The sequence below is a fragment of the Mycobacterium sp. NGS11 genome (assembly GCF_059813315.1).
In genome coordinates, this window is the sequence record NZ_JCALEJ010000001.1 from 147299 (window position 1) to 169884 (window position 22586).

Annotated in this window: 22 protein-coding genes; 10 read left to right on the forward strand and 12 right to left on the reverse strand. The window is 65.0% G+C overall.

What is annotated here, in order from left to right; all coding sequences use genetic code 11:
- Nucleotides 1-9 precede the first annotated feature (9 nt).
- From AC5Y4T_RS00750 to AC5Y4T_RS00775, 6 genes are read right to left on the reverse strand one after another with little or no spacing between them, the layout of a single operon-like run.
- Complete coding sequence (locus AC5Y4T_RS00750; RefSeq protein ID WP_499951567.1) at nucleotides 10-1464, reverse strand: class I adenylate-forming enzyme family protein; 1455 nt, start codon at nucleotides 1462-1464, stop codon at nucleotides 10-12.
- A complete protein-coding gene (locus AC5Y4T_RS00755) occupies nucleotides 1461-2261 on the reverse strand; it encodes an enoyl-CoA hydratase/isomerase family protein (protein ID WP_499951569.1) in 801 nt (266 codons plus the stop codon). Before AC5Y4T_RS00755 ends, AC5Y4T_RS00750 begins: the two co-directional genes overlap by 4 nt.
- Complete coding sequence (locus tag AC5Y4T_RS00760; RefSeq protein WP_499951572.1) at nucleotides 2258-3070, reverse strand: enoyl-CoA hydratase/isomerase family protein; 813 nt, start codon at nucleotides 3068-3070, stop codon at nucleotides 2258-2260. Before AC5Y4T_RS00760 ends, AC5Y4T_RS00755 begins: the two co-directional genes overlap by 4 nt.
- Nucleotides 3067-4314 carry an acyl-CoA dehydrogenase family protein gene (locus tag AC5Y4T_RS00765; protein ID WP_499951574.1) on the reverse strand — a complete coding sequence of 416 codons (1248 nt, stop codon included), beginning with the start codon at nucleotides 4312-4314 and terminating at the stop codon, nucleotides 3067-3069. The genes AC5Y4T_RS00760 and AC5Y4T_RS00765 overlap by 4 nt, the downstream gene beginning before the upstream one ends.
- Before the next feature lie 16 nt (nucleotides 4315-4330).
- On the reverse strand, nucleotides 4331-5137 hold the full coding sequence (locus AC5Y4T_RS00770) for an enoyl-CoA hydratase/isomerase family protein (protein WP_499951576.1): 807 nt from the start codon (nucleotides 5135-5137) through the stop codon (nucleotides 4331-4333).
- Between the two features lie 8 nt (nucleotides 5138-5145).
- Entirely contained in the window at nucleotides 5146-6405 is a 1260-nt protein-coding gene (locus AC5Y4T_RS00775) for a hotdog family protein (protein WP_499951578.1), read from the reverse strand.
- A gap of 91 nt (nucleotides 6406-6496) precedes the next feature.
- On the opposite strand from AC5Y4T_RS00775, the gene AC5Y4T_RS00780 reads away from it, so the two are divergent.
- The gene (locus AC5Y4T_RS00780) at nucleotides 6497-7321 is read left to right on the forward strand and encodes an enoyl-CoA hydratase/isomerase family protein (RefSeq protein WP_499951581.1); all 825 of its coding nucleotides are present in this window, start codon (nucleotides 6497-6499) and stop codon (nucleotides 7319-7321) included.
- A gap of 3 nt (nucleotides 7322-7324) precedes the next feature.
- Here the strand turns inward: AC5Y4T_RS00780 and AC5Y4T_RS00785 are convergent, their stop codons facing one another.
- Nucleotides 7325-8191 carry an SDR family NAD(P)-dependent oxidoreductase gene (locus tag AC5Y4T_RS00785; protein ID WP_499919988.1) on the reverse strand — a complete coding sequence of 289 codons (867 nt, stop codon included), beginning with the start codon at nucleotides 8189-8191 and terminating at the stop codon, nucleotides 7325-7327.
- A 107-nt stretch (nucleotides 8192-8298) separates the two neighbouring features.
- Here AC5Y4T_RS00785 and AC5Y4T_RS00790 point away from each other — a divergent pair, with 107 nt between their 5' ends.
- On the forward strand, nucleotides 8299-9813 hold the full coding sequence (locus AC5Y4T_RS00790) for a class I adenylate-forming enzyme family protein (protein WP_499951967.1): 1515 nt from the start codon (nucleotides 8299-8301) through the stop codon (nucleotides 9811-9813).
- A 3-nt stretch (nucleotides 9814-9816) separates the two neighbouring features.
- On the opposite strand, the gene AC5Y4T_RS00795 is transcribed toward AC5Y4T_RS00790, so the two are convergent.
- Together AC5Y4T_RS00795 and AC5Y4T_RS00800 are read right to left on the reverse strand one after the other, a co-directional pair.
- On the reverse strand, nucleotides 9817-10239 hold the full coding sequence (locus AC5Y4T_RS00795; protein WP_499948571.1) for a Zn-ribbon domain-containing OB-fold protein: 423 nt from the start codon (nucleotides 10237-10239) through the stop codon (nucleotides 9817-9819).
- Nucleotides 10240-11385 carry an acetyl-CoA acetyltransferase gene (locus AC5Y4T_RS00800; protein WP_499951583.1) on the reverse strand — a complete coding sequence of 382 codons (1146 nt, stop codon included), beginning with the start codon at nucleotides 11383-11385 and terminating at the stop codon, nucleotides 10240-10242.
- 127 nt (nucleotides 11386-11512) lie between these two features.
- Between AC5Y4T_RS00800 and AC5Y4T_RS00805 the strand changes: the two genes are divergently transcribed.
- From AC5Y4T_RS00805 to AC5Y4T_RS00820, 4 genes are read left to right on the forward strand one after another with little or no spacing between them, the layout of a single operon-like run.
- Nucleotides 11513-12262 carry an HpcH/HpaI aldolase family protein gene (locus AC5Y4T_RS00805; RefSeq protein WP_499951969.1) on the forward strand — a complete coding sequence of 250 codons (750 nt, stop codon included), beginning with the start codon at nucleotides 11513-11515 and terminating at the stop codon, nucleotides 12260-12262.
- A 42-nt stretch (nucleotides 12263-12304) separates the two neighbouring features.
- Complete coding sequence (locus AC5Y4T_RS00810) at nucleotides 12305-13420, forward strand: TauD/TfdA family dioxygenase (RefSeq protein ID WP_499919993.1); 1116 nt, start codon at nucleotides 12305-12307, stop codon at nucleotides 13418-13420.
- Nucleotides 13417-14508 carry a hydroxyacid dehydrogenase gene (locus tag AC5Y4T_RS00815; RefSeq protein WP_499951584.1) on the forward strand — a complete coding sequence of 364 codons (1092 nt, stop codon included), beginning with the start codon at nucleotides 13417-13419 and terminating at the stop codon, nucleotides 14506-14508. The genes AC5Y4T_RS00810 and AC5Y4T_RS00815 overlap by 4 nt, the downstream gene beginning before the upstream one ends.
- Nucleotides 14505-15329 (forward strand): enoyl-CoA hydratase/isomerase family protein, encoded by an 825-nt coding sequence (locus tag AC5Y4T_RS00820; protein WP_499948567.1) that lies wholly within the window; start codon nucleotides 14505-14507, stop codon nucleotides 15327-15329. The genes AC5Y4T_RS00815 and AC5Y4T_RS00820 overlap by 4 nt, the downstream gene beginning before the upstream one ends.
- 18 nt (nucleotides 15330-15347) lie before the next feature.
- Here AC5Y4T_RS00820 and AC5Y4T_RS00825 read toward each other — a convergent pair whose 3' ends face one another.
- Nucleotides 15348-16535, reverse strand: coding sequence for an amidohydrolase family protein (locus tag AC5Y4T_RS00825; protein WP_499919996.1), 1188 nt, complete (start codon nucleotides 16533-16535; stop codon nucleotides 15348-15350).
- 191 nt (nucleotides 16536-16726) lie between these two features.
- Between AC5Y4T_RS00825 and AC5Y4T_RS00830 the strand changes: the two genes are divergently transcribed.
- Complete coding sequence (locus tag AC5Y4T_RS00830) at nucleotides 16727-17527, forward strand: TetR/AcrR family transcriptional regulator (protein WP_499951585.1); 801 nt, start codon at nucleotides 16727-16729, stop codon at nucleotides 17525-17527.
- Here AC5Y4T_RS00830 and AC5Y4T_RS00835 read toward each other — a convergent pair.
- Nucleotides 17516-18676, reverse strand: a complete 1161-nt coding sequence (locus AC5Y4T_RS00835; protein WP_499951587.1) for an acyl-CoA dehydrogenase family protein — start codon at nucleotides 18674-18676, stop codon at nucleotides 17516-17518. The two genes, AC5Y4T_RS00830 and AC5Y4T_RS00835, sit on opposite strands and share 12 nt — an antisense overlap.
- A 103-nt stretch (nucleotides 18677-18779) precedes the next feature.
- Between AC5Y4T_RS00835 and AC5Y4T_RS00840 the strand changes: the two genes are divergently transcribed.
- Nucleotides 18780-19799 carry an acyl-CoA dehydrogenase family protein gene (locus AC5Y4T_RS00840; protein WP_499951588.1) on the forward strand — a complete coding sequence of 340 codons (1020 nt, stop codon included), beginning with the start codon at nucleotides 18780-18782 and terminating at the stop codon, nucleotides 19797-19799.
- Between the two features lie 7 nt (nucleotides 19800-19806).
- Here the strand turns inward: AC5Y4T_RS00840 and AC5Y4T_RS00845 are convergent, their stop codons facing one another.
- Nucleotides 19807-20715: an enoyl-CoA hydratase gene (locus tag AC5Y4T_RS00845; RefSeq protein WP_499951589.1), complete on the reverse strand. Its 909-nt coding sequence runs from the start codon at nucleotides 20713-20715 to the stop codon at nucleotides 19807-19809.
- Between the two features lie 125 nt (nucleotides 20716-20840).
- On the opposite strand from AC5Y4T_RS00845, the gene AC5Y4T_RS00850 reads away from it, so the two are divergent.
- Together AC5Y4T_RS00850 and AC5Y4T_RS00855 are read left to right on the forward strand one after the other, a co-directional pair.
- Nucleotides 20841-21926, forward strand: a complete 1086-nt coding sequence (locus AC5Y4T_RS00850) for an NAD(P)H-dependent amine dehydrogenase family protein (RefSeq protein WP_499951970.1) — start codon at nucleotides 20841-20843, stop codon at nucleotides 21924-21926.
- Nucleotides 21923-22576, forward strand: coding sequence for a nitroreductase family protein (locus AC5Y4T_RS00855; protein ID WP_499951590.1), 654 nt, complete (start codon nucleotides 21923-21925; stop codon nucleotides 22574-22576). The genes AC5Y4T_RS00850 and AC5Y4T_RS00855 overlap by 4 nt, the downstream gene beginning before the upstream one ends.
- The last annotated feature ends 10 nt before the right edge of the window (nucleotides 22577-22586 follow it).

The window sequence follows — 22586 nt, forward strand, 5'->3', positions numbered from 1 at the left end:
ATTCGGCCGCTACCGGGCGCTGGCCATGGCGGCAAGCTCGCGTTTCACGACTTTGCCGACGTCGTTGCGCGGCAGCTCATCAACGAACACCACCCGCACAGGCACGCGGTAGGGCGTCAGACGCTGGCGGCACCAGGCGATCAGGTCGTCTTCGGACAGGCCGGGAGCGTGACGGGCGACGAACGCCCAGGGCGCCTCGCCGAGTCTCTCGTCTGGAATCCCGACCACCGCCGCGTCGCGTACCCCCTCGGCGGCCAGCAGTACGTCCTCCACCGTGCCCGGGAAGACCTTCAGCCCACCGCGGTTGATCATGTCCGACACTCGGCCGTCCAGCCACAGGAACCCGTCGTCGTCGAACCACCCGAGGTCACCGGTGTGAAACCAGCCGTCATCGGTGAGCCTGTCGAGGAAGGCCGGGTCGATCTTGCGGGCGGCGGTCGTCGGCGTGCGGACCATCACCTCGTCGTCGGCGATCGTGACATCGATGCCGGGTAGGGGGCGGCCAACCGAGCCGAGCTTGGTCTCGCCCCATGCCCGGGCGTCGGCGGCCGACCATCCGACGACCTCGCCACCGAGTTCGGTTTGGCCGTAGGAGTTGAGGACGATCACGCCGAACTTGTCCCGGAACCGTCCGGCTTGCACGGGGGAAAGGGGAGCGGTGATCGATCGCACGATCTTCAGCGGCGACAGGTCGGTCACCGACTCGTCGTGCAGGACCATCGTCAAGGCGGCGGGGGGCAAAACCGTGGAGCGCAACCGGTGTCGCTTGACCAGCGCGGCGAACTCGGCGGGTGAGAACTTGTCCATCAGCACGACCCCCGAGCCCGCCCGAAAGGCGAACAGCACCTGGTAGATGCCGGCCCATAAGGACAGTGAGAGCGGCACGAGGTTCGGCATCGGCGTCCGGTGCGTCTTCGCAGCAGCAGATTTTGCTCCGCGGAGCTTGGCCAACAGCCGGTCGATCAGGTCGAGCACCGTTGCATGACGCAGCGGCACCGGCTTCGGCGGCCCGGTGGTTCCCGACGTGAACTGCAGCAGCGCAACATCCGTGTCGTACTGCCGCGGATCGGGCGGTTGTACAGACGATGGCGAGAGCGACCACATCAAGTTCGATCCGGTCACCACCGGCAACTCGGCCGCCGAGAACCGATGGGCCAGTTCGGGTGTCGTTATCACCACCGCCGGCCGCAATGTCGCGAGTTGGGACGCCACCTCTGCGTCGGCGGCCCGGGGGTTGAGTGGTGTGTAAACCCCACCGGCACGCCACGTCCCGAACAGTGCGGCGACCGTGCCTGCGTCATTGGGCAGCATCGCCGCGATGACTTGTCCGGTCACCAGACCGGCTTCGTCGAGTATTGCGGCCAGGCGGTCCGCGCTCACGCTGAGGTCGTCGCGCGAGACATCGGTGGTCAACGTGTGCACGGCCGTATCGGGCAGGCTGGCCAGCAGCGCGGCAAGACTCACGAGTCAGGCTCCAGCGGTAGCCAATTGGGAGTGCGCTTGTCGGCGAACGCCTGTGGTCCCTCATTTTGGTCGGGATGGCCCCACATCGACGTCAAGTGGTTGGCACCCGCTCGGCACGCATCGGTCAAGCCGTATTCGAGCGCTCCCCACAACGCGCGCTTGGTCGCCCGCATCGCCGCGGGTGAGTTCATCGCGATCTTCTCGGCCAGTTCCTGTGCGACGTCGCGGAGCCTGTCGGGCGGGTCGACGATCTGGCTGATCATCCCGAGCTCGTAGGCGCGTTGGGCGGTCAGACGTTCATGGCTGCCGACGAGCGCCATCCTCAACACCGCCTCGGCGGGCATCTTTCGCATCAGGGCGATCGTCTCCAACGCGCTGACCTGACCGATGGAGACGTGGGGGTCGACGAAGGTCGCGTCCGATGACGCGATGACGACGTCGGCGTCGGCAACCCAATGCAGTCCGCCGCCGGCGCACACTCCATTGACGGCGGTGATGATGGGCTTCCCGACGTTGCAATGCCAGCCGGTCAACTTGAGGTCCAGCGTGCGCATCGACTCCTGGAACTGCTGCACCGCCTCGCCGTCCAGGTCCTCGACGTCGGCGCCAACCTGGAAGGCCCTGCCATTGCCGGTGTGCACGATGACCCGCACACCGGGGTCGGTGTCCAATTCCGCCCATGCCCTCGGGAACTCCGCGCGCATCGTCGCGTCGTACGCATTGAGTCGATCGGGCCGGTTGTTGATGATCCAGCCGACCGGGCCGCGCCGCTCCACGAGCAGCCTCTGATAGGTCACGAAACCTCCGCGGGGTCGAGCGGCTGCCAGCGCGCGGATCGCTTGTCACGCCAGGCGCGTACGCCCTCGGCATGGTCGGGGTGGTTGCGCAACCGCCAAATCTCCTCGCTGGCGGCACGTTTGGCTGCGGACAGGCCGACTTCGAGGGAATGCCACAATGCTTTCTTGGTGGCGCGCATCGCGGTAGGGGAGTTGGTTGCGACACCGGCGGCCAGCCGGCCGGCGGTCGCCCGAAGCTGATCGGCTGACACTACGTCCGAGACGATGCCCAGTTCGTATGCCCGCTGCGCCGAGATACGCTCGCCCGCACCGCTCAGCGTCATCCGGGTGATCGCCTCCATCGGTGATTTGCGCAGCAGTGTGATCGCCTCGTACGCGACTGCTTGCCCGACCGAGACATGCGGGTCGACGAACGAAGCCTGTTCGGCGGCGATCACGATGTCGGCGTCGGCAACCAGGTGCAGGCCCCCGCCAGCGCACACCCCATTGACCGCCGCGATCACCGGCTTCCACACCTCGCAGTGCCACGACGAGATCTTCAGCTCGGCGTCCCTGGTCCGGCGCGAGTGCCGCCGCATGGCCGCCTTGTCGCGAGCCACCTGCACGACGTCCATGCCGGTGCAGAACGCCTTGCCGTTGGCGGCATTGACGATCACGTGCACGTCGCGGTCGGCATCCAACTCGGCCCATGCGGCCTCGAGTTCGTCGAGCATCAGTGCATCGAACGCGTTGCCGGCATCCGGCCGGTTCAGGATCAGCCAGCCTACGGAGTCGCACTTCTCGACGATCAGCCGCTCGTAACCGCTCACGAGCGTGGAATTTCTTTCCAGGGCTTACCCTTCCACGGATCAGGCTCCTTGGGCAGCCCGAGCACACGCTCGCCGAGGATGTTCTTGTTGATGTCGGTCGTGCCGCCCTCGGTGGCGTTGGCCAGGCTGCGCAGCATGCCTTGCACCTCCCGGGGCAACGCATCAGGATCGCCGGTCGCCGGCCACGCCACCGCGGCGGTGCCCAGCAAATCGAGCATCAGATCCTGGATCTGTTGATTGAGTGTGGCCTGATGGACCTTGCCGATCGAGGACGCCGCACCGGGCGACTGGCCGGCCGAAAGTGCTGCGCGCACGCGCGCATTGGTCCAGCCACGGATCTGCTCCTGCGCCCACAGACGCATGACCTTGCCTCGGACCACGGGGTCGTCCCAACGCCCGATTTCTTGGGCCAGGGAGATCAATCGCTCGGCGCCGAAACCACCGAGGCGGCCCATACCACCGGATCCCGATCCGGAAACCATCTGCCGCTCACTGGACAGGGTCGACGCGCTAACTCGCCAGCCGTCGTTGATCTCCCCGACCCGATGCTCGTCGGGCACCCGCGCGCCGTCGAGGAAGACTTCGTTGAACTCCGCTTCGCCAGTGATCTGGCGTAGCGGTCGCACGTCGACGCCCGGTTGGTGCATGTCGAGCAGGAAGTAGGTGATGCCCTGGTGTTTAGGCTGATCCGGATCGGTGCGCGCCAGCAGGACCGCGAAGTCCGCCTCGTCCGCCCACGTGGTCCACACCTTCTGTCCCGAGATCACCCAGTGATCGCCGTCGCGTACGGCGCGGGTCGCCAACGACGCGAGATCGGAACCTGCCCCGGGCTCGCTGAAAAGCTGACACCACTTCTCTTCGTTGCGGACAATGGGCGGCAGGAATCGCCGCCGCTGTTCCTCGGTGCCGTGACTGAACAACGCCGCCGCGGCGTTGTTGAGCCCCAAGGGATTCAGCCGCGTGAGCCGGAGCGGGGCGAGAACCGCCTCAATCGCATGTGCGGTGTCGTTGTCGACGCCGAGGCCACCGTGCTCCGGAAGCCAGGTCGGCGCAACCAGTCCCGAGTCGGCGAATGCCGGATACCAATCCCGGTAATCGGCCGCGGTGCGGACCCTCCGCAGGGCTGCAGGCCCCTCGGCGGCGGCCGCCCGCCACGCTGCGGGCACCTCCGCATCGATCCACTGCCGCACCGCCTCGACGGCGGCGGCGGCGGAGGAGTCGGGGGTGATCGGCAAGCGGGTCATGATCTCGCAGCGGCCTTCATCGGCCCTGGAACTTTGCGTCGCGCTTGTCACGGAAGGCCGCCAGGCCCTCTTTGAAATCGTCACTGCGACTCGACAATTCCAGCGCGAGGGCCTCGTTCTGGAGATGGCGGTCGAGATCGAGCCCGTTGCCGCTGTGCAGCAGCCACTTGGTGAGCCCGAGGGCAACCGTGGGCGCCTCACCGAGTTTGGCGACAAGCTGCTCCGCGCCAGAGGTCAATTGCTCGGGTGCGTAAGCGCGGTGGATGATGCCCCAGTCGGCCGCGGTGGCGCCGGAGATCTCCTCGCCGAGCATCAGTAACTGTCTGGTACGCACCATCCCGATTAGGCGTGGCAGCAACCATGCGGCGCCGCTGTCCGGTGTGAACCCGCGGGCCATGAACGGTTCCCAGAACCGAGCGTCGTCGGCGGCCAGGCAGAAGTCGGACGCCAACGCGATGTGAAACCCCAACCCGGCCGCCCAGCCGCGGACCACCGCGACGATCGGCACCTGTGTCTCCAGCATCAACGGGATGAGCCGGTTGGCCTTGTTCGGTAGCCGGCGCTGAGTACTGCCCACCCGCGGTTTTCGCTCCGACTTCGCGTTGTTCGCGATGAGATCGGATCCCGCGCAAAAGTCCGGTCCGTCGGCGTCGATGTGGATGACACGCACCGCCTCATCGACCCCTGCGGTGGCGAGATATTCGATCAATGCGTCGAGCATCGTGTCATTGACGGCGTTGCGACGCTCAGCGCGGTCCAGGGTGAGGCACAGCACCGGGCCCTGCTGCTCGGCCGAAAGCCCGGGAACGCTCGCATATTTCACGGCAGCTGTCACCGTTCTGCGAATTCAGCCGACACGGCCGCGAGCAGATCCGTCAGGTTCGTCGCTCCGCCGGGCGGATCCGGCAGCCGGACCGGACCGCGGTCCCGGCTGGGTAACAGGATGGTCGCGTGTCCCGGTGTGGTGATCTCGCTGCGATGGTTGGTCGCCGCGAGTTCGACATCGACGGCGGGGCGCTCGCCTTCGGCAAGGTACTTTCGAGTCACGGTGCCGGTGATTGTGTGCAAATCACCCACGTAGTTGAACAACCGGAACTCACAGTCCAGCTTCCACAACCAGGCGTCGTCCCCCATCCAGTCCGTGCACAGATGGATCAACCACGTCTCACGCATCCGGCCGTAGTCGAAAGTGGTGGGGTTGCCGGCATTTCGGGCCGCGTCCGGTTCCCAGTGCACGCGCTGCTGCGCATCGGGTACACCGCGGTCGTTCGGGGTGTAAAAGCGGGGAATGCGTTGCCGGTTGCGCCACGCCAACCGCAGGGGACGGACCCCGTACATACCGGTGCCCATGCCGACATGCCAGCAGACCATGTCGGTGACGGTGAGCGGTCCCTTGGTCAACGTGCCGACGGCGTCGCCCTCGTCGACGTCTTCCCACCACCGCGGTTCAGCACCACGTGGGGATTCCCGCGCGTAGCGTTCGTCGATCTCGGCGATCTCCTCGGCTGTCCAGGTCTTGAGTTGGATCGACTCGTATTTCTTGCGGCCGCGAGCCTTGCTGCGCTCAGTGCGGATCATGTTGCGGTACTGGCCGCCGAGAATGGTGCCCTCGTCGTCCCGGAAGACTTGCGCCGACCATTCGTGAATCGCCCGACCGGCGAACTCACTGCTCTTGTCGATCGCGGCGACTAGCGCGTTGCGCCTGAATACCCGGTGGTTGGCCCGCAGCGGAGCCCACCACTCTCGTGCGGACGACGCGTAAAACGCGTGCACCCCGCGCAGCGGGTCGCCCTTGGTCAGGGCCCGGTCCTCCTCGGAGAGCTCGGTGACTTCGTCTTCGCCGATCAACGTGTCACCACCGACCAGTGCCGGCGGCGCGATCGATTCACCCCACACCGACTTTGCGGCGTAATCCGGATCGGTCCACATGGGATTGGCGTCACCGTAGGCTTCGGCGACGTGGCGGAAGGTGTCCTCGTTGGGGCGGACGTAGTGCGGTGGCTGGGTGTGCGGAACGGCGATGCCGATGGTGCCACGCAACCTGGCCAGCCCCTCATCGGTGATTTGGCCCGGTTGAGAAGAGCGGGTCATGGCGCGCCTCCTCAGTTCTGGCGAATATCGTGGCCCGGACAACTGTGGAAATTAAGATACCCGAAAAGCGGAAACGCCGTTAACGGCAGGGGTGAGTGAGTTGAGTGAGCAGCAGCCAGGGATCCTGGAGGCCGTTGGTGCGGACGGCGTTTGTCGCATCACCATCGACCGGCCTGATGTGGGAAATTCGTTGTCACCGTTGGCTCGTGACGCGCTGACCGAGGCTTTTCAGCGCGCTGGCGACGACCCAGCGGTGCGCGCGGTGTTACTGGGCGCGACTGGGCAGCGGCATTTCTGCGCGGGGGCCGGGTTGCCCGCTGGATCAGCGCCCCAGCCGCCGGTTGCCGGCAAGCGATCAGGGGACGTTGCTCGCATGCTGCAGAACGGATGGCAGAGGCTGGTCGCATCGATCCTCGACTGCGATAAGCCGGTGGTCGCTGCGGTGACGGGAACCGCGGCCGGTGCAGGAATCAGCCTGGTGCTCGCATGCGATCTCGTCGTCATGTCCACGGAGGCAAAGCTTGTCGCGGCGTTCGTGCATCGCGGGGTGCTGCCTGATTCCGGCGCCATCCATCTGCTGACGAGGATCGTGGGGCTGCGTAAGGCCACCGAGCTGCTGATGCTCGGCGAACCCGTTGACGCCGCCGCCTGTGAGCGGTTGGGACTGGTCAACCGCGTGGCCGCACCGGACGTTACGGGCGCGGAGGCAGAGAAGCTGGTCAGCCGGCTTGCCGCCGGCCCGACGGTGATGCTCGGGCACACCAAGCGACTGCTCTTGGTTTCCTCGGAGTCCGGCCGTGATCGAGCTTTTCAGCAGGAGGCGTGGGCACAGGAGGCGGTGTCGCGCACCACCGATCTTCAGGAGGGCCTGCGGTCGTTCGCGGAGCGCCGCGAACCGCGGTTCTTGGGCCGCTGATCCTCACTCCTTGGCTGGCCCACCGCGGATCCTGAAGGTCGCGGCGTCATCGATCTCGTCGATCGCCTCAGCGACGGATTCCGCAGTGAGCGAGGTGTTCTCGATTCCTTTGGTCACGCCGATGAATACCCGCGACACCTTGCCCGCTCCCACCGAATAAATGTGGGCAGTGCGGTCGCAGTCGCGATGCGACAGATAAACCACGACCGGAGTCACCAACTCAGGGTCCATCGCCTTAGCGGCTTCGCCCATGATGGTCTCGGTCATGCGCGTCCTTGCGATGGGGGCAACCGCGTTGATGGCGATGCCGTTTCGTGCTCCCTCGATGGCGAGCACGTGCATCATGCCGACGAGTCCCATCTTGGCCGCGCCGTAATTGGCCTGCCCGAAGTTTCCGAACAAGCCGGTACCCGAGGTCGTTTGGACTATCCGTCCATAGTTCCGCTCGCGCATGACCGGCCAAACGGCGCGGGTGACGTGGAACGCCCCGGACAGGTGGACGGAAATGACCGCATCCACCTGATCGGCGGTCATGTTCTTGAATGCCGCGTCACGCAGAATTCCCGCGTTGTTGATGAGAATGTCGACCTGTCCGTATGCGTCCATGGCTGCCGCAACGATGGCCGCGCCGCCCTTTTCGGTAGCGACCGAGTCGCCGTTGGCGATCGCCGTGCCGCCCGCCGACGTGATCTCGTCAACTACCGCCTGCGCGGCCGATATTGACGCACCGGTGCCGTCCACTGCGCTGCCCAGGTCGTTGACCACTACGCGCGCGCCCCGGCGGGCGAGCTCAAGGGCATGACAACGGCCGAGGCCACCCCCTGCACCGGTGACAATGGCGACCTGATCATCGAAATTCATTGACGGCATGGTGAGAGGCTACATTTACTCTCAGTGAGAACCAGCATTTGCATCGGAGGGCATCCATGAGGGGCGCGCCGGCTCTCTTGCAATGTGCGCAGCGGCGCGCGACGGCATTGCGGGACCGATACCGTGAGGCCGGGTACTGGTCGGGCCAGCCCGCCGACATCGTTCGTGCTGCCGCGGCACGACATCCGGGGAAGCTGGCTCTGTGCGCCCGGGGGGTCGAGCTCAGCTATGCCGAGCTCGACGCGCGCATCGATGCGGCATGCGGCGCTTTGGCGGCTTCGGGCGTTGGAGCTTCGACACCGACCGTTGTGGTCGTGGGTAACGACGTGGATTCAGTGGTTGCCGTTCATGCGACGATGCGCCTGGATGCCGTGGTCCTGTTGGCGCCTCGCAGCGCCGGCGAGGCGCAGGTGGCCGACATCATCGCGCGCACCGGTGCTGAGTTCGGGGTCGCGCCGAATTGGCCTGCGGCCCCTCGGAAAGGGATGTCCGCGCACTTTGCATGGATCGCTTTGGACGATGCCGCATCGCAGAGCGTGTACGGATCCCAGCGTGCAGCCGACGAACCCTGCCTCGTGCTCTACACGTCGGGAACCACCTCGGCGCCCAAGGGAGTCATCCACTCGCAGAGCACGCTGATGAAGGCGTCATCGAATTACATCGCGGCGGCCGGACTCGGCCCGGCAGACCGGATTTTTCTCATCAGTCCGCTCGCGTCGGTGACTGGCGTGCTGCAGGCGTTGCTCATCGCGCCGATGCTCTGCGCACCCGTCATCCTCGAGGACAACTGGGATGCCGCCGAAACCTGTGAGCTGCTGGTCTCGTCGGGTGCGACGTGGTACGGCGGACCCGATCGCTTGCTGGACAGACTGCTCGACGAGGCGGTGGCGCGCGGGTTGCACGTGCCGCTGCAAGCGGTCTATTTGGGCGGGACCGTGCTGGACCGGCGCATCGTCAGCCGCATCGAAGACGACTTCGGGATCATTGTGATGCGCGCCTACGGTTCGTCCGAAGTACCAGTGAGCACGTCTGGTCTGCGGTCGGAGTCCGCGGACGTCCGTCACGCCGACGACGGTGTCGCGTTGGATGATGTCGAGGTGAAGGTCGGATCCGCAGCCAATCCGACCGAGTGCTGCATAAGGGGCCCGCATGCGTTCCTCGGGTACACCGACCCCGATGACGACGCGCAGGCGTTCGATGGCGACTGGTTTCGCACCGGCGACGTGGCCGAGATGTCGCAAGGCCGGGTGCGCATCGTCGGGCGCCTGAAAGACATCATCATTCGCAACGGACTGAAGATCGCGGCCGTCGAGGTGGAGGAGGCCGTCGCCAAAATCGCCGGGGTGCGCAACTGCGCGGCATACTCGGTGGCCGACGCCGCGACCGGCGAACGACTGGCCGTTGCCATGGTGCTCGACGCCGACGTCGACATGTCACTCGCGAAGGTCACCGACGCGCTCATCTCGGCGGGACTGCCCAAGTACAAGCTGCCCGAGGAACTGGTGTTCTGGAACGAGCCGCTGCCGGTCAACGCCAACGGCAAGGTCGAGCGCAACAAGCTCGCTGCGCGCTCGGCGGGCCGGCCGCGGGCGCTTGCCGACCGCCTCGCCGCAGGTGGTTGAGTCTCAGTCTTCCGATTTGCCGGTCGGCCGGAAAACCGGGACAACAAAGCCGTCATCGTCATCGCGAAAGGCGATGGTGAGTTCCATTTCTGCACAGAGGCTTTCGGCCGGGCAGTCTTCCAGAGCCGTCATCAGTCGGGGGCCCTCGTCGAGATCCACCATTGCCACCACATACGGCGTGCACGCATCGAAGGGCGCCGCATTCTGGTGCACCACGGTCCACGTGTAGAGCCGTGCCCGCCCGGACGCCGGTGCCAGCGCGACGTCCTCGCTCCAGCAGTGCGGGCACAACGCGCGCGCATAGAGCGAGTTCTGGCCGCACCCGGCACACGCGTTGATCATCAGTCGGCGATCCTGGATGGCCTGCCACCACGATTCGCTGTCGGAGTCGATCGTTGGCCGGTTCGCGGCCACCGGCACGTCCATCTACTGCCTCCCGAGGATCATCGTGGCGCTATGGGTGAAAAAGCCTCCCATCGCATGCACGCATGCCAGACGCGGGTCGTCAACCTGTCTGGCGCCGCATTCGCCGCGCAGCTGCCTGGTCGCTTCGACCATCAAAAACATTCCCCGCATGCCGGGATGGCAAGAGGCCAGACCGCCGCCGTCGGTGTTGGTAGGTAACGCCCCGCCCGGACGCAGCGCACCCGATGCGATGAACGGCCCACCCTCACCCTTGGCGCAAAAACCCAGATCCTCCACCGTGAGCAGCACGGTGGACGTGAACGAGTCATAGAGCTGACACACATCGATGTCGGCGGGCGCGACACCGGCTTGCGCGAACGCGCGGGGACCAGACAGCGCCGCGGCCGACGTGGTGAAGTCGGCCCACTCGCTCATGCTGACATGCGACGTCGAGTCGGCCGCACCGAGAATCCAAATGGGCTCCTTGGCGCAATTCTTCGCCACTCGCTCGTTTGCCAGCACCACCGCGCCGCCGCCGTCGGTGCGCAGACACACATGCTTGGAGGTGAAAGGATCGGCGAGCATCGGCGCGGCGGCGACGTCGGCAACAGTTATCCGGTCGCGCTCAAATGCGGTGTCGTTCATCGCCGACCACTCGTGGGCGGCGACCGCGATTTCGGCCAATTGCTCTGCGGTGGTGCCGTATTCGATCATGTGACGCCTAGCGGCCATTGCATACTTTGCGATCAGGGTGGCGCCGTATGGGGCCTCGTACTGCATGGCGCCGCCGGTGCTCATCGCCGCCGCCGATGCGCGTACGCGGCGTTTGACGTCCGACCGCGCCGTTGATCCGTATGTCAGCAGTGCCACGTCGATCACGCCGGCGGCGATGGCGTCGGCGGCGTGCCCCGCCATGACCTCCCAGGACGACCCACCGACATTGGTCGCGTCCACCCAGGACGGTCGCAGGCCGAGGTACTCGCTCACCTCGGCAGGGGGCAGCAGGGTTCCGTGGCCGCCGAAACCGTCGACGTCGTCTTTCGTCAGACCGGCGTCGGCGATGGCGCGGCGCGCTGCTTGAGCCATCAGCGCCATCGCGGTCTTGTCAGGCACCCGCCCACAATCCGACAGGCCGGCGCCCACGATAGCGACCCGGTTCGCGGACATACGTAATGGTTACCACATTGATAATGCCGTTAACGACCTGGTGGAATGAACGTTCTCAGTCGGCTACCGTGAGCGTGTGCGGAAACCACTGCGGGAGGAACTGCGCGGCGAGAAGCTGGTGCTGTGTCTGGCGCTGATGAGCGCTCGCACTCCCGATGTCCCCGCGATCGCAGCAGCATGTGGATACGACGCGGTCTACGTCGACCTCGAGCACACTTCCACGTCGCTGGAGACGGCGGCCATGCTTTGCGCGAGCGCATTGGGAGCGGGCATCTCGGCATTGGTTCGGGTGCCGTCTCACGATCCGAGTGTCATCGCTCGCGTCATCGACAACGGCGCAACCGGAGTGATTGTGCCGCATGTGAATTCGAAAGAAGAAGCAGCAGCCGTCGTGGGTGCCGCGCGGTTTCCTCCAATCGGGCACCGCTCCATTTCCGGGCCCAATGCCGTCAGCGGTTACCAGCCAAGGTCACCGGCCGAACTCACCGCTGTCCTCGAGGGTCGCACGGTGGTCGCGGTGATGATCGAGACGCCGCAAGCGGTCGACTCCGCGGACACCATCGCGGGCGTCGAGGGTATCGACATGATCCTTCTCGGTCCGAGCGATCTGACGGCCGAAATGGGCATCCACGGCGACTATGAGAATGATCATTTCCGCAATGCAGTAGAATCGGTCGCGGCGGCTTGTCGTGCACACGGCGTGGCGCTGGGAATAGCCGGCATCAAGTCCGTTGACCTGTTGAAACGCTTCACAGAATTGGGTCTGCGTTTCATTTCGGCAGGTACGGACATCGGGATGTTGACCGAGGCGGCGAAGGCCCGGGCACGTGCGTTGCGAGAGCTCGACGGGCGCCACGCAGGTAGCAACGACGAATAGCCCCGAGAAGCCGAAAGCCTCGCCGCCACAACAGGAGGACGGATGCCCACCGCGATCTATACCGAGCAAGTCGCCGACTCGATGTCCTGGACCGGCGCCGACTTCTCGAGCAAGGACGATTTCGCTTTCGACCTTTCGGCCCGCAATGTGGCTGCCCTGGAGTCGATTCTGGCCAAGACGTCGAACAAGGACCGCGACGACATCACCCCCGAGGATGCCCGCCACCCCGATCTTGATGACGATCTGGCGAGGCTGTACCGGGACCTGATGTTCGGTAAAGGCCTGGCGTGCGTGCGTGGATTTCCGGTCGAACAACATTCGATCGACGACCTCGAGCGCATCTACTGGGCGTTCTGCACCCATCTGGGATACCTGGTATCCAACAATTCGTTCGGACACCGAATGGTTCGGGTGCAGGAGGAGATCCTGCCGAACGGCGTGCAGCCCGCGCGTGGCACCAAATCGCGGGCGGAGCTGGCCATGCACAACGACGCCGCCGACATCCTGTCACTGCTGTGCGTCTACCCCGCGGCGACCGGCGGTGAAAGCCAATTCGCGAGCGGGCCGGCGGCGCACAACCGGATTCTCCACGAGCGACCCGACCTGCTTCCCGTGCTGTATCAGGGTTTTCCGCACCACCGGCGCAGTGAGCAGCCCGACGACCAGCCGGACGTGACACCGTACGACGTCCCGGTGTTCTCGCAGATCGACGGCCGGATTTGCATCAACTTCACCTACAGCAGCATCCTGCCGGCGATGCACACCCTCGGCCGGGAGTTCACGCCCGAACAGACCGAGGCGATCGAATTGCTGCGCAACATCCTCGTCGAGCAGCAGGTCGAGTTCCGGCTCGAGTCGGGCGAGGCGGCCGTAGCCAACAACTTCGCGATGTGCCACTCTCGCTCCGACTTCGTCAGCAGCAACGATCCGAAGAAGGCCCGCTGCTTCCTGCGCGCATGGATGGAGGTGCCGCGCAAAGACCGACGCCTGCCGATCGGCCGTGAGTACTTCCACATGGAGAACAAGGACCTGCGCTTGGGATATGACGTGGTCCCGGGCCGCGACGGCTCGATCGCGCGAAACGACTACAAGAACGTCAACGCCGAACTCGCCGACATGTTCAAGGCGGCGCAGGCGAAGCCCAAGCTCAAGCAATGAGCCAAAGCCCAAGTCCGAGAATCGTCTACGAGCGATGGACCGACCCCGTCGCCGGGGACATCCTCGAGGTGGCCGACATCGACGTCGTCAAACTCGACCTGAATGCGCCGACTGAGGACGGTTGGGCGGTATTGGAATCCGCCAACGGATACCAGGTCGCCACGCGCACCGACGTGGCGGCCGTCCTCGAGGGCGAACAGTGGTTGGTCGGGCCTGCCCTGGTGCAACGCTGCGATCAGCTGCTGGCCGTCTGCTCGGCGGGCGCCGGCTATGACGTCATTGATGTCGAGGCGTGCACACGCGCCGGAATCGCGGTGTGCAACAACTCCGGTCCGGGCGCGGAGGCCGTCGCCGAGCATGCGCTGGGCTTCATGCTCGATCTCGCCAAGAAGATCACCGTTGCCGACCGTGCCCTACGTAGCGGGCCGCTCGGCGACCGCCTGGCCTTGCGGGGCAGCCAGCTACTCGGAAAGACGCTCGGGGTGGTCGGCCTCGGCGCCATCGGCCGGCGCCTCGTGGAGTTGTGCGCGCCCTTCGGGATGGAGATCCTGGCCCACGATCCATATGTCGACGAAGCGACCGCCGCCGAGCGGGGCGTGACCCTGGTAGAGCTCGGCGAGTTGATCGAGCGCTCCGATTTCGTTCAGGTCACCTGTCCACTCACGGCCGAGACGCGTGGTTTGTTCGGTTCCACACAGTTCGCCACGATGAAATCGTCGGCGTTCTTCATCACCACCGCCCGCGGTCCCGTTCACGACGAAGCCGCGCTGTACGACGCGCTGGTCGCCGGCGACATCGCCGGGGCGGGCCTTGATGTGTTCCACGAAGAGCCGCCGCGGCATGACAATCCGTTGCTAGCACTCGACAACGTGGTCGCAACGCCTCACGTCGCGGGCATCACCGTGGAAGCCGCCCGCGACATCGCCGTCGCCACCGCGACCCAATGGCAGGTGATTTTCGAGGGTCGCATGCCGCCCCGGTTGCTGAATCCCGATGTCTGGCCGCGCTACTGTGAGAGATTCAGCGAGATTTTCGGATTTCGTCCCAGCGCCACAACGGCTTTGGAGAAAGAGGGTCCGACCAGGTGACGGATTACGACACCCTCGAATTCGAGGTGCGGGGTCACACCGCGTGCGTGACGCTGAATCGGCCCGAGGTGCTCAACGCGATCAATGACGAGATGATTGCGGAGCTCGCCGAGGTGTACTCCGAAATCGAACGCTCCCAAGAGATCTGGACGGTCATCATCACCGGCGCCGGCCGCGCGCTGTGCGTCGGAGCCGACGTCAACAAGGCAGCCGACCATGACATGGAGAACGCGGCGGGGATCGACAACCAGGGGGAGCCCATCCTCAGCTCGATGCGGCAGTGGGATGCGCCGCAGGAAGCAACGCCGCCCTGGCTTCAGATGACCAAGCCGATCATCTGTGCGGTGAACGGCATCGCCTGTGGCGCTGGGATGGACTTGGTGACTACCGCCGACATCACCATCGCGTCCGAGCGCGCGACGTTGATGGATCCTCATGTCAGCATCGGCGTGAGCTCTGGTCGCGAAGGGGTGAGGCTGGCCCGTATCCTGCCGCTGCCGGTTGCCATGCGACTGATCTTGATGGGCAAGCACGAGCAACTCGACGCGCAGCGTGCGTACGACTTGGGAGTCTTCACCGAAGTGGTCTCCCACGACACGCTCATGGATCGGGCGTGGGAGATCGCCGAGGTCGTCAATTCGAATGCGCCGCTGGCGGTGCGGGGCTCGCGGATGGCCGTGCGCAAGGGGCTGACACTGCCCATCTACGAAGCCGAACTGCTCGCCGAGAACTACCGCATGAAGGTGGCGCTGACCAAGGACGCCATCGAGGGCCCGCGCGCCTTTCTCGAGAAACGTAAGCCGGAGTGGAAGGCGTTGTAGCGCAACAACTCCAGAACGCTACGCCATACCAAAGAACGTCTTGGCGTTGGTCGACAGCACCTTGCGCTTGGTCTCCTCGTCCAGGCCCTCCGTCGCCTTGTTGGCGACCTCCATGCTGTGCGGCCAGTTGGTGTCGTTATGCGGGTAGTCGGTCTCGAACATGAGCTGGTCCTCGCCGACGAGGTCGAGGATGCGGAAGGCGACCGGATCGCCGAACGTGGAGAACCACACGCGGCCGGGCACTTGGGTGCTCGGCGGTTCGGTTAGCAGCGGGTGGATTCCGCCCCACGCCCGCCGGTCCTCCCAAACCTCGTCGACGCGCTGCAGATAGTAGGGAATCCAACCTGCCTGCGCCTCCGCGAAGGCTAGCTTGAGATTCGGGAATTGCCTGAGCTTGCCGGAGAACAACCAGTCCACCATCGCGATGGTGCAGTTGACCGCCATCAGCGCGCTGGTGACGACATGCGGAGAGTCGGGCGAGGACTTCGTGAGCGACGAACTCGACCCGATGTGCAGCATGATGCCGACCTGGTTTCGCTCGCACGCCGCGAAAAACGGGTCCCAATAGCCGCTGTGAATGGACGGCAGATCCAGACGTGAAGGCAGCTCGGAGAAGCAGATCGCGTGCATGCCACGGGCGGCCACCCTGTCGACCTCCTTCGCAGCGAGCTCGACGTCCCACAGCGGGATGATGCCAAGCGGGATCAGCCGACCGTTCGAGCCGCCGCCCCACTCATCGATCTGGAAGTCGTTGTAGGCCTCAACGCAGAGCTTGGCGAGCTCCTTGTCCTTGCCGTACAGGAAGCGTTGGCCGCAGAAGCGGACGAGGGTGTTGGGGAAGCATGCCGACGCCTCGATGCCCGCGATGTCCATGTCGGCGAGCCGGTCTGCCGGGCGAAAGCAACCCGGGCGCATCTCGTCGTAGGTGATCGGGTCGGTGGTGAGCTCGTCGAGTTCGTAACCGGCCGCCGCGCTGATCAGCGGGATCGGGATCACCGCATCTTCGTAATGCCAGATATCCGCGTCGCGGCCCTCGTCGTCCTCGACGAAAGCGACATCGGAAGTAACCGACGGATCCATCCGCCCGCGGGTGCGAACGATCCGCGGTCCGATGTCGCGATATCGCTCGGGCAGTCGGCTGGTCCACAGATCGGCAGGCTCCACCAAATGGTCGTCCGGCGAGACAATTCGGATGTCTGTGCTCAACGCTGACTCCTTCGAAGGCAGGGGCTTCACCTGCGAAACGCTGATTGCCCGCAGACGAGAATAACCGTTTCCACAATATCGCACGGCCGCGCGACCGCCAGTCCCACACCGGCACGCTGCGTAGGACCGGCCAACATACCGGTGTAGGTTGATTGGGCGAACCGCCAGGGAACGCGTATTCTCAAGCAATCATGACTGCGAAGAAGCGCCCCGGACAGGACAGCGAAGCCAGCCTCGAGATCGTCGACGCCGATCTCGACGAGATGCCGACCAGCTGGCAGGAACGAACGATAGAGCGGCGTCTCTCCGCCGCGCGCGCCCGTGCGCTGGCACGCAGCTCGAGATTCCTTGCCACTGCGCTGGAGTTGGTCGAGGAGTCGGGGCGCGCCGATTTCACCATCCAGACCCTCATCGACCGGTCGAACCTGAGCCTGCGCGCGTTCTATCAACACTTCGCGGGCAAGGAAGAGCTCCTGCTCGCTCTTTACGAGAACGCCACGAGTCAGTTCATCGAAGCTATCCGCCACGAGGTCGCAATGGCAGATGGTCCGATGGAACAACTCGAGGCGTTCTGTCGGGGATTTCTCTCCCGGGCGGAGTCATCCGAGGCGATCGGCGGACGGGTGATGACGATCTACAACTTGAGTTTGGAGATCGAGCGGCCTGCCGACTTCGCGAAGATCTGGGAGCCGCATCAGAAGCTGCTCACGAAGATCCTCACCGCGTGCTCGCGCGCCGGGTTGATTAGAAAAGATTTGACACCAGCGCAGTTGACGACGCTGCTGAACTCGACACTCATTGCGCTCGCCCAAATAGGGGTCTTCCACCTGGGGGTCAAGGGCGCAGAGCTCGCCGAGGACCAGTTATGGGCCTGGTGCAAGCAAGCCCTCACCCCGCCAGCGAATTCGGCCAAGACCAAGCCCAAGGCCGTGGCCGCCAAGGCAGCGGCGAAGCGAACCACGGGCCGCCGGCCTCGAAAGCTAACGGGGTAGCCCCAACCCGCGCTGGGCGATGATGGAGCGCTGAAGTTCGCTTGTGCCGGCATAGATTGTGGTGCCCAGCGCGAACCGCGCGAGATATTCGAAACGGCCTTGCTCGGGCGCCGTCGGCTCGAAGTAGCTTCGCGCCGCGTCCGGCCCGACCAGCTCCATGACGTCCTGGCTGGCGCGCACGAGCGCTTCGGTGCTGAACACCTTGGACATCGGTCCCTCCGCTACGGGGTTCTGGCCGGTCTCGGTCATCCAGACGCAGCGACGCAGGAGCAGCCTCGAAACCTCGTCTTCCATTGCCACCCTGGCGATTCGGCGCCGAACGTCTGTCTTGGTGAGCTGTGGTGACCCGTCGTCGGCTTGAGTGTTCGCGGCCCACTGCTCGACGTGCTGCAGCAGCCGAGACAGATGCGGTCCCCACCCGGATGCGTGCTCGTCCTGCAACGACAGCCCCATTACCTGCCAGCCGGCGTCGACATCGCCGACGCGCCATTCGTCGCAAACACGGACGTCGCTGTAGAACGTGACGTTGGTGCGTTCACCCGAAAGCGTCCATACCGCTTGGGCTTCGAATCCGTCGGAATCGCGCGGGACGAGGAACATGGTGAGTCCCTTGTGCTTGGGCTTGTCGGGACTCGTGCGTGCCAGCAGGAACACGTAGTCGGCGATGTGACCGTTTGTGGTGAACATCTTGGAGCCGTTGATGATCCATTCCTCGCCCTCGCGCACGGCCTTCGTGGTCGCCGCCGCGACATCCGAGCCGCATTCGGGTTCGGTGAATCCCAGTGCGATGGTGATATCGCCCTTCATCGCAGGGCCGAGAATGCGGTCTTTCATCTCCGGCGTACCAACGGTTCGGATGATCGACGCCACCATTCGAGTGGTCTCCGAGAGGTACATGGGTGCCTCCGCATGCATGAGTTCCTCTCGGAGGACCTGCTCGTCCCATGCGCCGCGGTTTTGGCCGCCGAATTCGGTCGGCCAGCTCGGGGCGAAATAACCTTCGTCCACCAGCCCCTTGGCGAAATCGTCGTCGTGTGAAACGCCGCTGCGGTAGATCCGCTCTTCGGACTCGGGCGTCGTGACCTTCGCAAGGTAGCGGCGTACTCCGTCGCGATATGCCTGGGTGTCGGCGTCGAGCTGAAAGTGCATGGATCAGAACCAATCTGTCTCACGACGGGCCCGGGGCGGCACGCGCGATAATGTTACTCTCATTTGTGAGAGTAACCATATCCGCATGTGACGGGACCTGAGCGTGGACTTGAGCCTTTCCGGCGAACAGCGTCAGCTGGTCGACTCGTTCGCCGCGATGTACGCGCGCGAGTCGACGTCGCAGCGGGTGCGGGCCGCGGAGCCCGTGGGTTTCGATTCCCGGCTGTGGAAGGCGCTAATGGAGACCGGCGTGGTCGAGATGGCCGTCGGCGAAGCCGACGGCGGCTGGGGTGCGTCCGAGCTCGAACTGGCCTTGATCGCCGAGCAGTACGGGCGGGCGCTCGCGTCCGCCCCGGTCATCGAGGCCCAAGTCGCAGCCAGGCTGCTCGCCAGGTCTGGTGAGGCCGGCGCGGGTCTGCTGGCTGAACTGATGACGGGCGACAAGCTCGTCAGCTTTGCACCGCGAGTCGCACCGGACCGCCTACTCGGGCTCGTCCCCGCCGGGGCGGTGGCGGACACGGTGGTGGCGCTCTCGGGCGAACGCCTGATCGCGGTGTCGCTCGGGGAGAACCGTCGGCGCGTGCGGAACCTCGGCTCGCTTCCGCTGGCCGATGTCACGGTCGGGGACGAGGTCGCGGTTCTTGCCGAGGGCGATGCTGCACGGCGGATGTTCTCCGATGCACTGGATCTGTGGCTGGCACTGACCGCTTCGGCGCTCGCGGGCGCGGCGAAGAGGGCCGTCGAAATAGGAGTCGAGTACGCCAAGCAGCGACACGCGTTCGGGAGCCCGATCGGATCTTTTCAGGCGGTGTCTCATCCGTTGGCGGACAGTGCCACTGCGGCCGACGGCGCGCTGTTGCTGGCGTTCGAGGCGGCGTGCGCGTTCGCCGACGAGCCCCAGCGCGTCACTGAGTTGTCAGCCATGGCATTCGCATTCGCATACGAGACGGCGCGCGACGCCACACAGCGCAGCTTGCATGTCCATGGGGGCTACGGATTCAGCATGGACGGTGACATCCAGCTGTACTACCGTCGAGTCCGGGGTTGGGCGATGGTGTACGGCGAATCGGCCGTTGCCCTCGACCGCGTCGCGGACGCGCGCTACGGATCCGTCGCGAATTGAGCGGCTATTAGGCCTCGGCGCTCACTCGGTCTTTCACCGACAGGGCTATCGGGGGAGCGGTGCGCCAATTCGGCACTCCCTGCTCCTCGCCGGCGGTGGCGCGCTTGTCATCCCGTACACCGACCCAGTGCGAGTGGTTCAGCTGGTGCAGGGTGAAGCAGGACTGCAGGGCGTTGTAGAAGCCCATATTGTCCACGGACTGATTGACCGACTCCTTGATAAGCAGTGCGGCCATCGTCGGCACCGTGGCGATGCGCCGGGCCATTTCGAGTGTGCGGTCGGATAACTCGTCTCTTTTGAAGATCTTGCTGACCATGCCGAGTCGGTATGCCTCCTCGATGTCGATCGCATCGCCGGTCAGCATCAGCTCCTTGGTACGACGGGGGCCGAACTCCCATGGGTGCCCGAAGTACTCCATGCCGCACATGCCGAGCCGGGTACCGACGACATCGGCGAACCGCACCTCTTCGCTTCCCACGATCAGGTCGCATGCCCAGATCAGCATCAGGCCTGCAGAGAACACATCTCCGTGGACCTGCGCGATCGTGATCTTGCGCAGGTTTCGCCAGCGCAGGTTGTTCTGAAAGAAGTAGTGCCACTCCTGCAGCATGATCTTCTCCGCGCCCTCGCGGGTCCCGCCGTTGATGGCCGCTGTCGGGTGCTGTCCCGGTCCCGGGGTGAACTCGGCGCGGGCCTGCTTGGAGCCGATGTCATGGCCAGAGGAGAACATGGGTCCCTCGCCGGCGAGGATGACGACGCGGACGGTGTCGTCGGCCTCAGCGCGGGTGAAGGCGTCGTCGAGTTCGACCAACATGCCGCGGTTTTGCGCGTTGCGTTGCTCCGGTCGGTTCAACGAGATTCGGACGATCTGGCCGTCGTCGAACGTCTCCCACTTCAGGAACTGGTAATCGGGCATCGTCTCCTCCAAGATTCTTCTGATGCGGCAATGGTGTTATCAATATCTGAGAAGATATGTTCTCACAGGTAGGGCTGGGTCAACTGGGAAGGGCGTCGATGACGGACTGCCAACGTAAGCCACGGGTGATTCTCTGGGGTCCCGGTCAAGTCGGGGCCGGCGCTTTGCGCGCGCTGATCGCGCATCCGGGGTTGGACCTCGTGGGCGTCGTCGTGCACGCCAAGGCCAAAGAGGGCAAGGATGCGGGCGATCTGTGCGGGATGCCGGCGACCGGCGTCGTCGCCACCCGTGACGTTGATGCCGCACTGGCTCTCGACGCCGACGTGGTCGCCTACTTCGCGTCGGGGGACTACCGCTATCAGGAGGCGGCGCAGGACGTCGCCCGCTGCCTGCGCGCAGGGAAGAACGTCGTATGCACCTCCTTGGTACCGATGTGTTATCCACCCGCCGCCGACAAGGAGACCGTCGATCTCATTTCGGCTGCGTGCGAGGAGGGCGGCACGAGTTTCTTCAACAGTGGCGTTGATCCCGGATGGGCCAACGATGTCATCGCGTTGACGATGACGGGATTCAGCAGCCGCGTCGACACCATCACCATGCTCGAGATACTCGATTACGGTCCCATCGATCAACCCGAAATCATGTTCGACTTCATGGGATTCGGCCACCCGCCAGATTATCCGGCGCCGTTGTTCGACACCGCGCGCCTGGCAGCGTTGTGGGCCCCGATCGTACGCTTAGTGGCCGACGGCGTCGGCTTGCCGCTCGATCGTGTCGACACCACCATCGAAAAGTGGTTGGCCACACAGCGTTACGAAGTCGCATCAGGGTGGGTCGAGCCAGGGACGATGGGCGGAATGCGATTCAAGCTCGCCGGAATCGTCGACGGCGAGGAGCGGGTGGTGCTTGAGCACATCACCCGCATGGGGGAAGGGTCGGCTCCCGAGTGGCCGCGGCATCCGTCGCCGCACGGTGGTTACCGCGTCATTGTCGACGGTCTACCCACGTACACGGTTGACGTTGAAATGCACGGACGGGGGAACAATATGCGGGGGTTGACGTATGCGACGGTGATGCGGGAACTCAACGCGATCCCGGCAGTCATCGCAGCGCCACCGGGTGTCCTGTCGACGCTGGATCTACGGCTTATCACCGGCCCGGTCCGCGGCGGGACTTGGCAGGGAATGCTGCCCGCGACGGCGAAATCATGAGCGAACAAGTTGTCCCGCGGACCTCGGCGGACCTGTGGGAGGTCATGCACACCGCGTCGAGCGTTCGGCGCTACCGCGACGAACCCGTCTCCGACGAGGTCATCGAATCATGTCTCCGCGCGGCGAGCTGGGCTCCGTCCGGTGGCAATCAGCAGCCATGGAAGTTCGTCGTCCTGCGATCGGCGAGTTTGCGCGGCGTGATCACGGCCGCGGCCCACAAGACATGGGACGTGATGACCGAGTTCTACTCGATCTCGCTGCCCGACAACGACGCTGACGACCCGAAATCGCGCGTACTGCGAACCATGGCGGAACACATGAGAGTTGGTGGCGCAGTGCCTGTGCTGGTGCTGTTCTGCGTTCAGCCGCAACGAGGAACCACCGAACTACAGCAGGGCGGTTCGATCTTTCCCGCGGTCCAGAACTTCCTCCTGGCCGCGCGCGCGCAAGGACTCGGCGCGGCGATCACCCTGTGGCACGGGTCCTGCGAGGACGAGCTGCGGTCGATGGTCGGAATTCCTGACGACTGGAAGATCGCGACCCTGCTGACGGTGGGCTGGCCGCGCGGCCGGCACCACCCCGTGCGCCGCAAGCCGCTATCCGAGGTGGCGACGATCGATCGCTGGGACTCGCCCTGGCAGACCGGGTAAGTGACACACG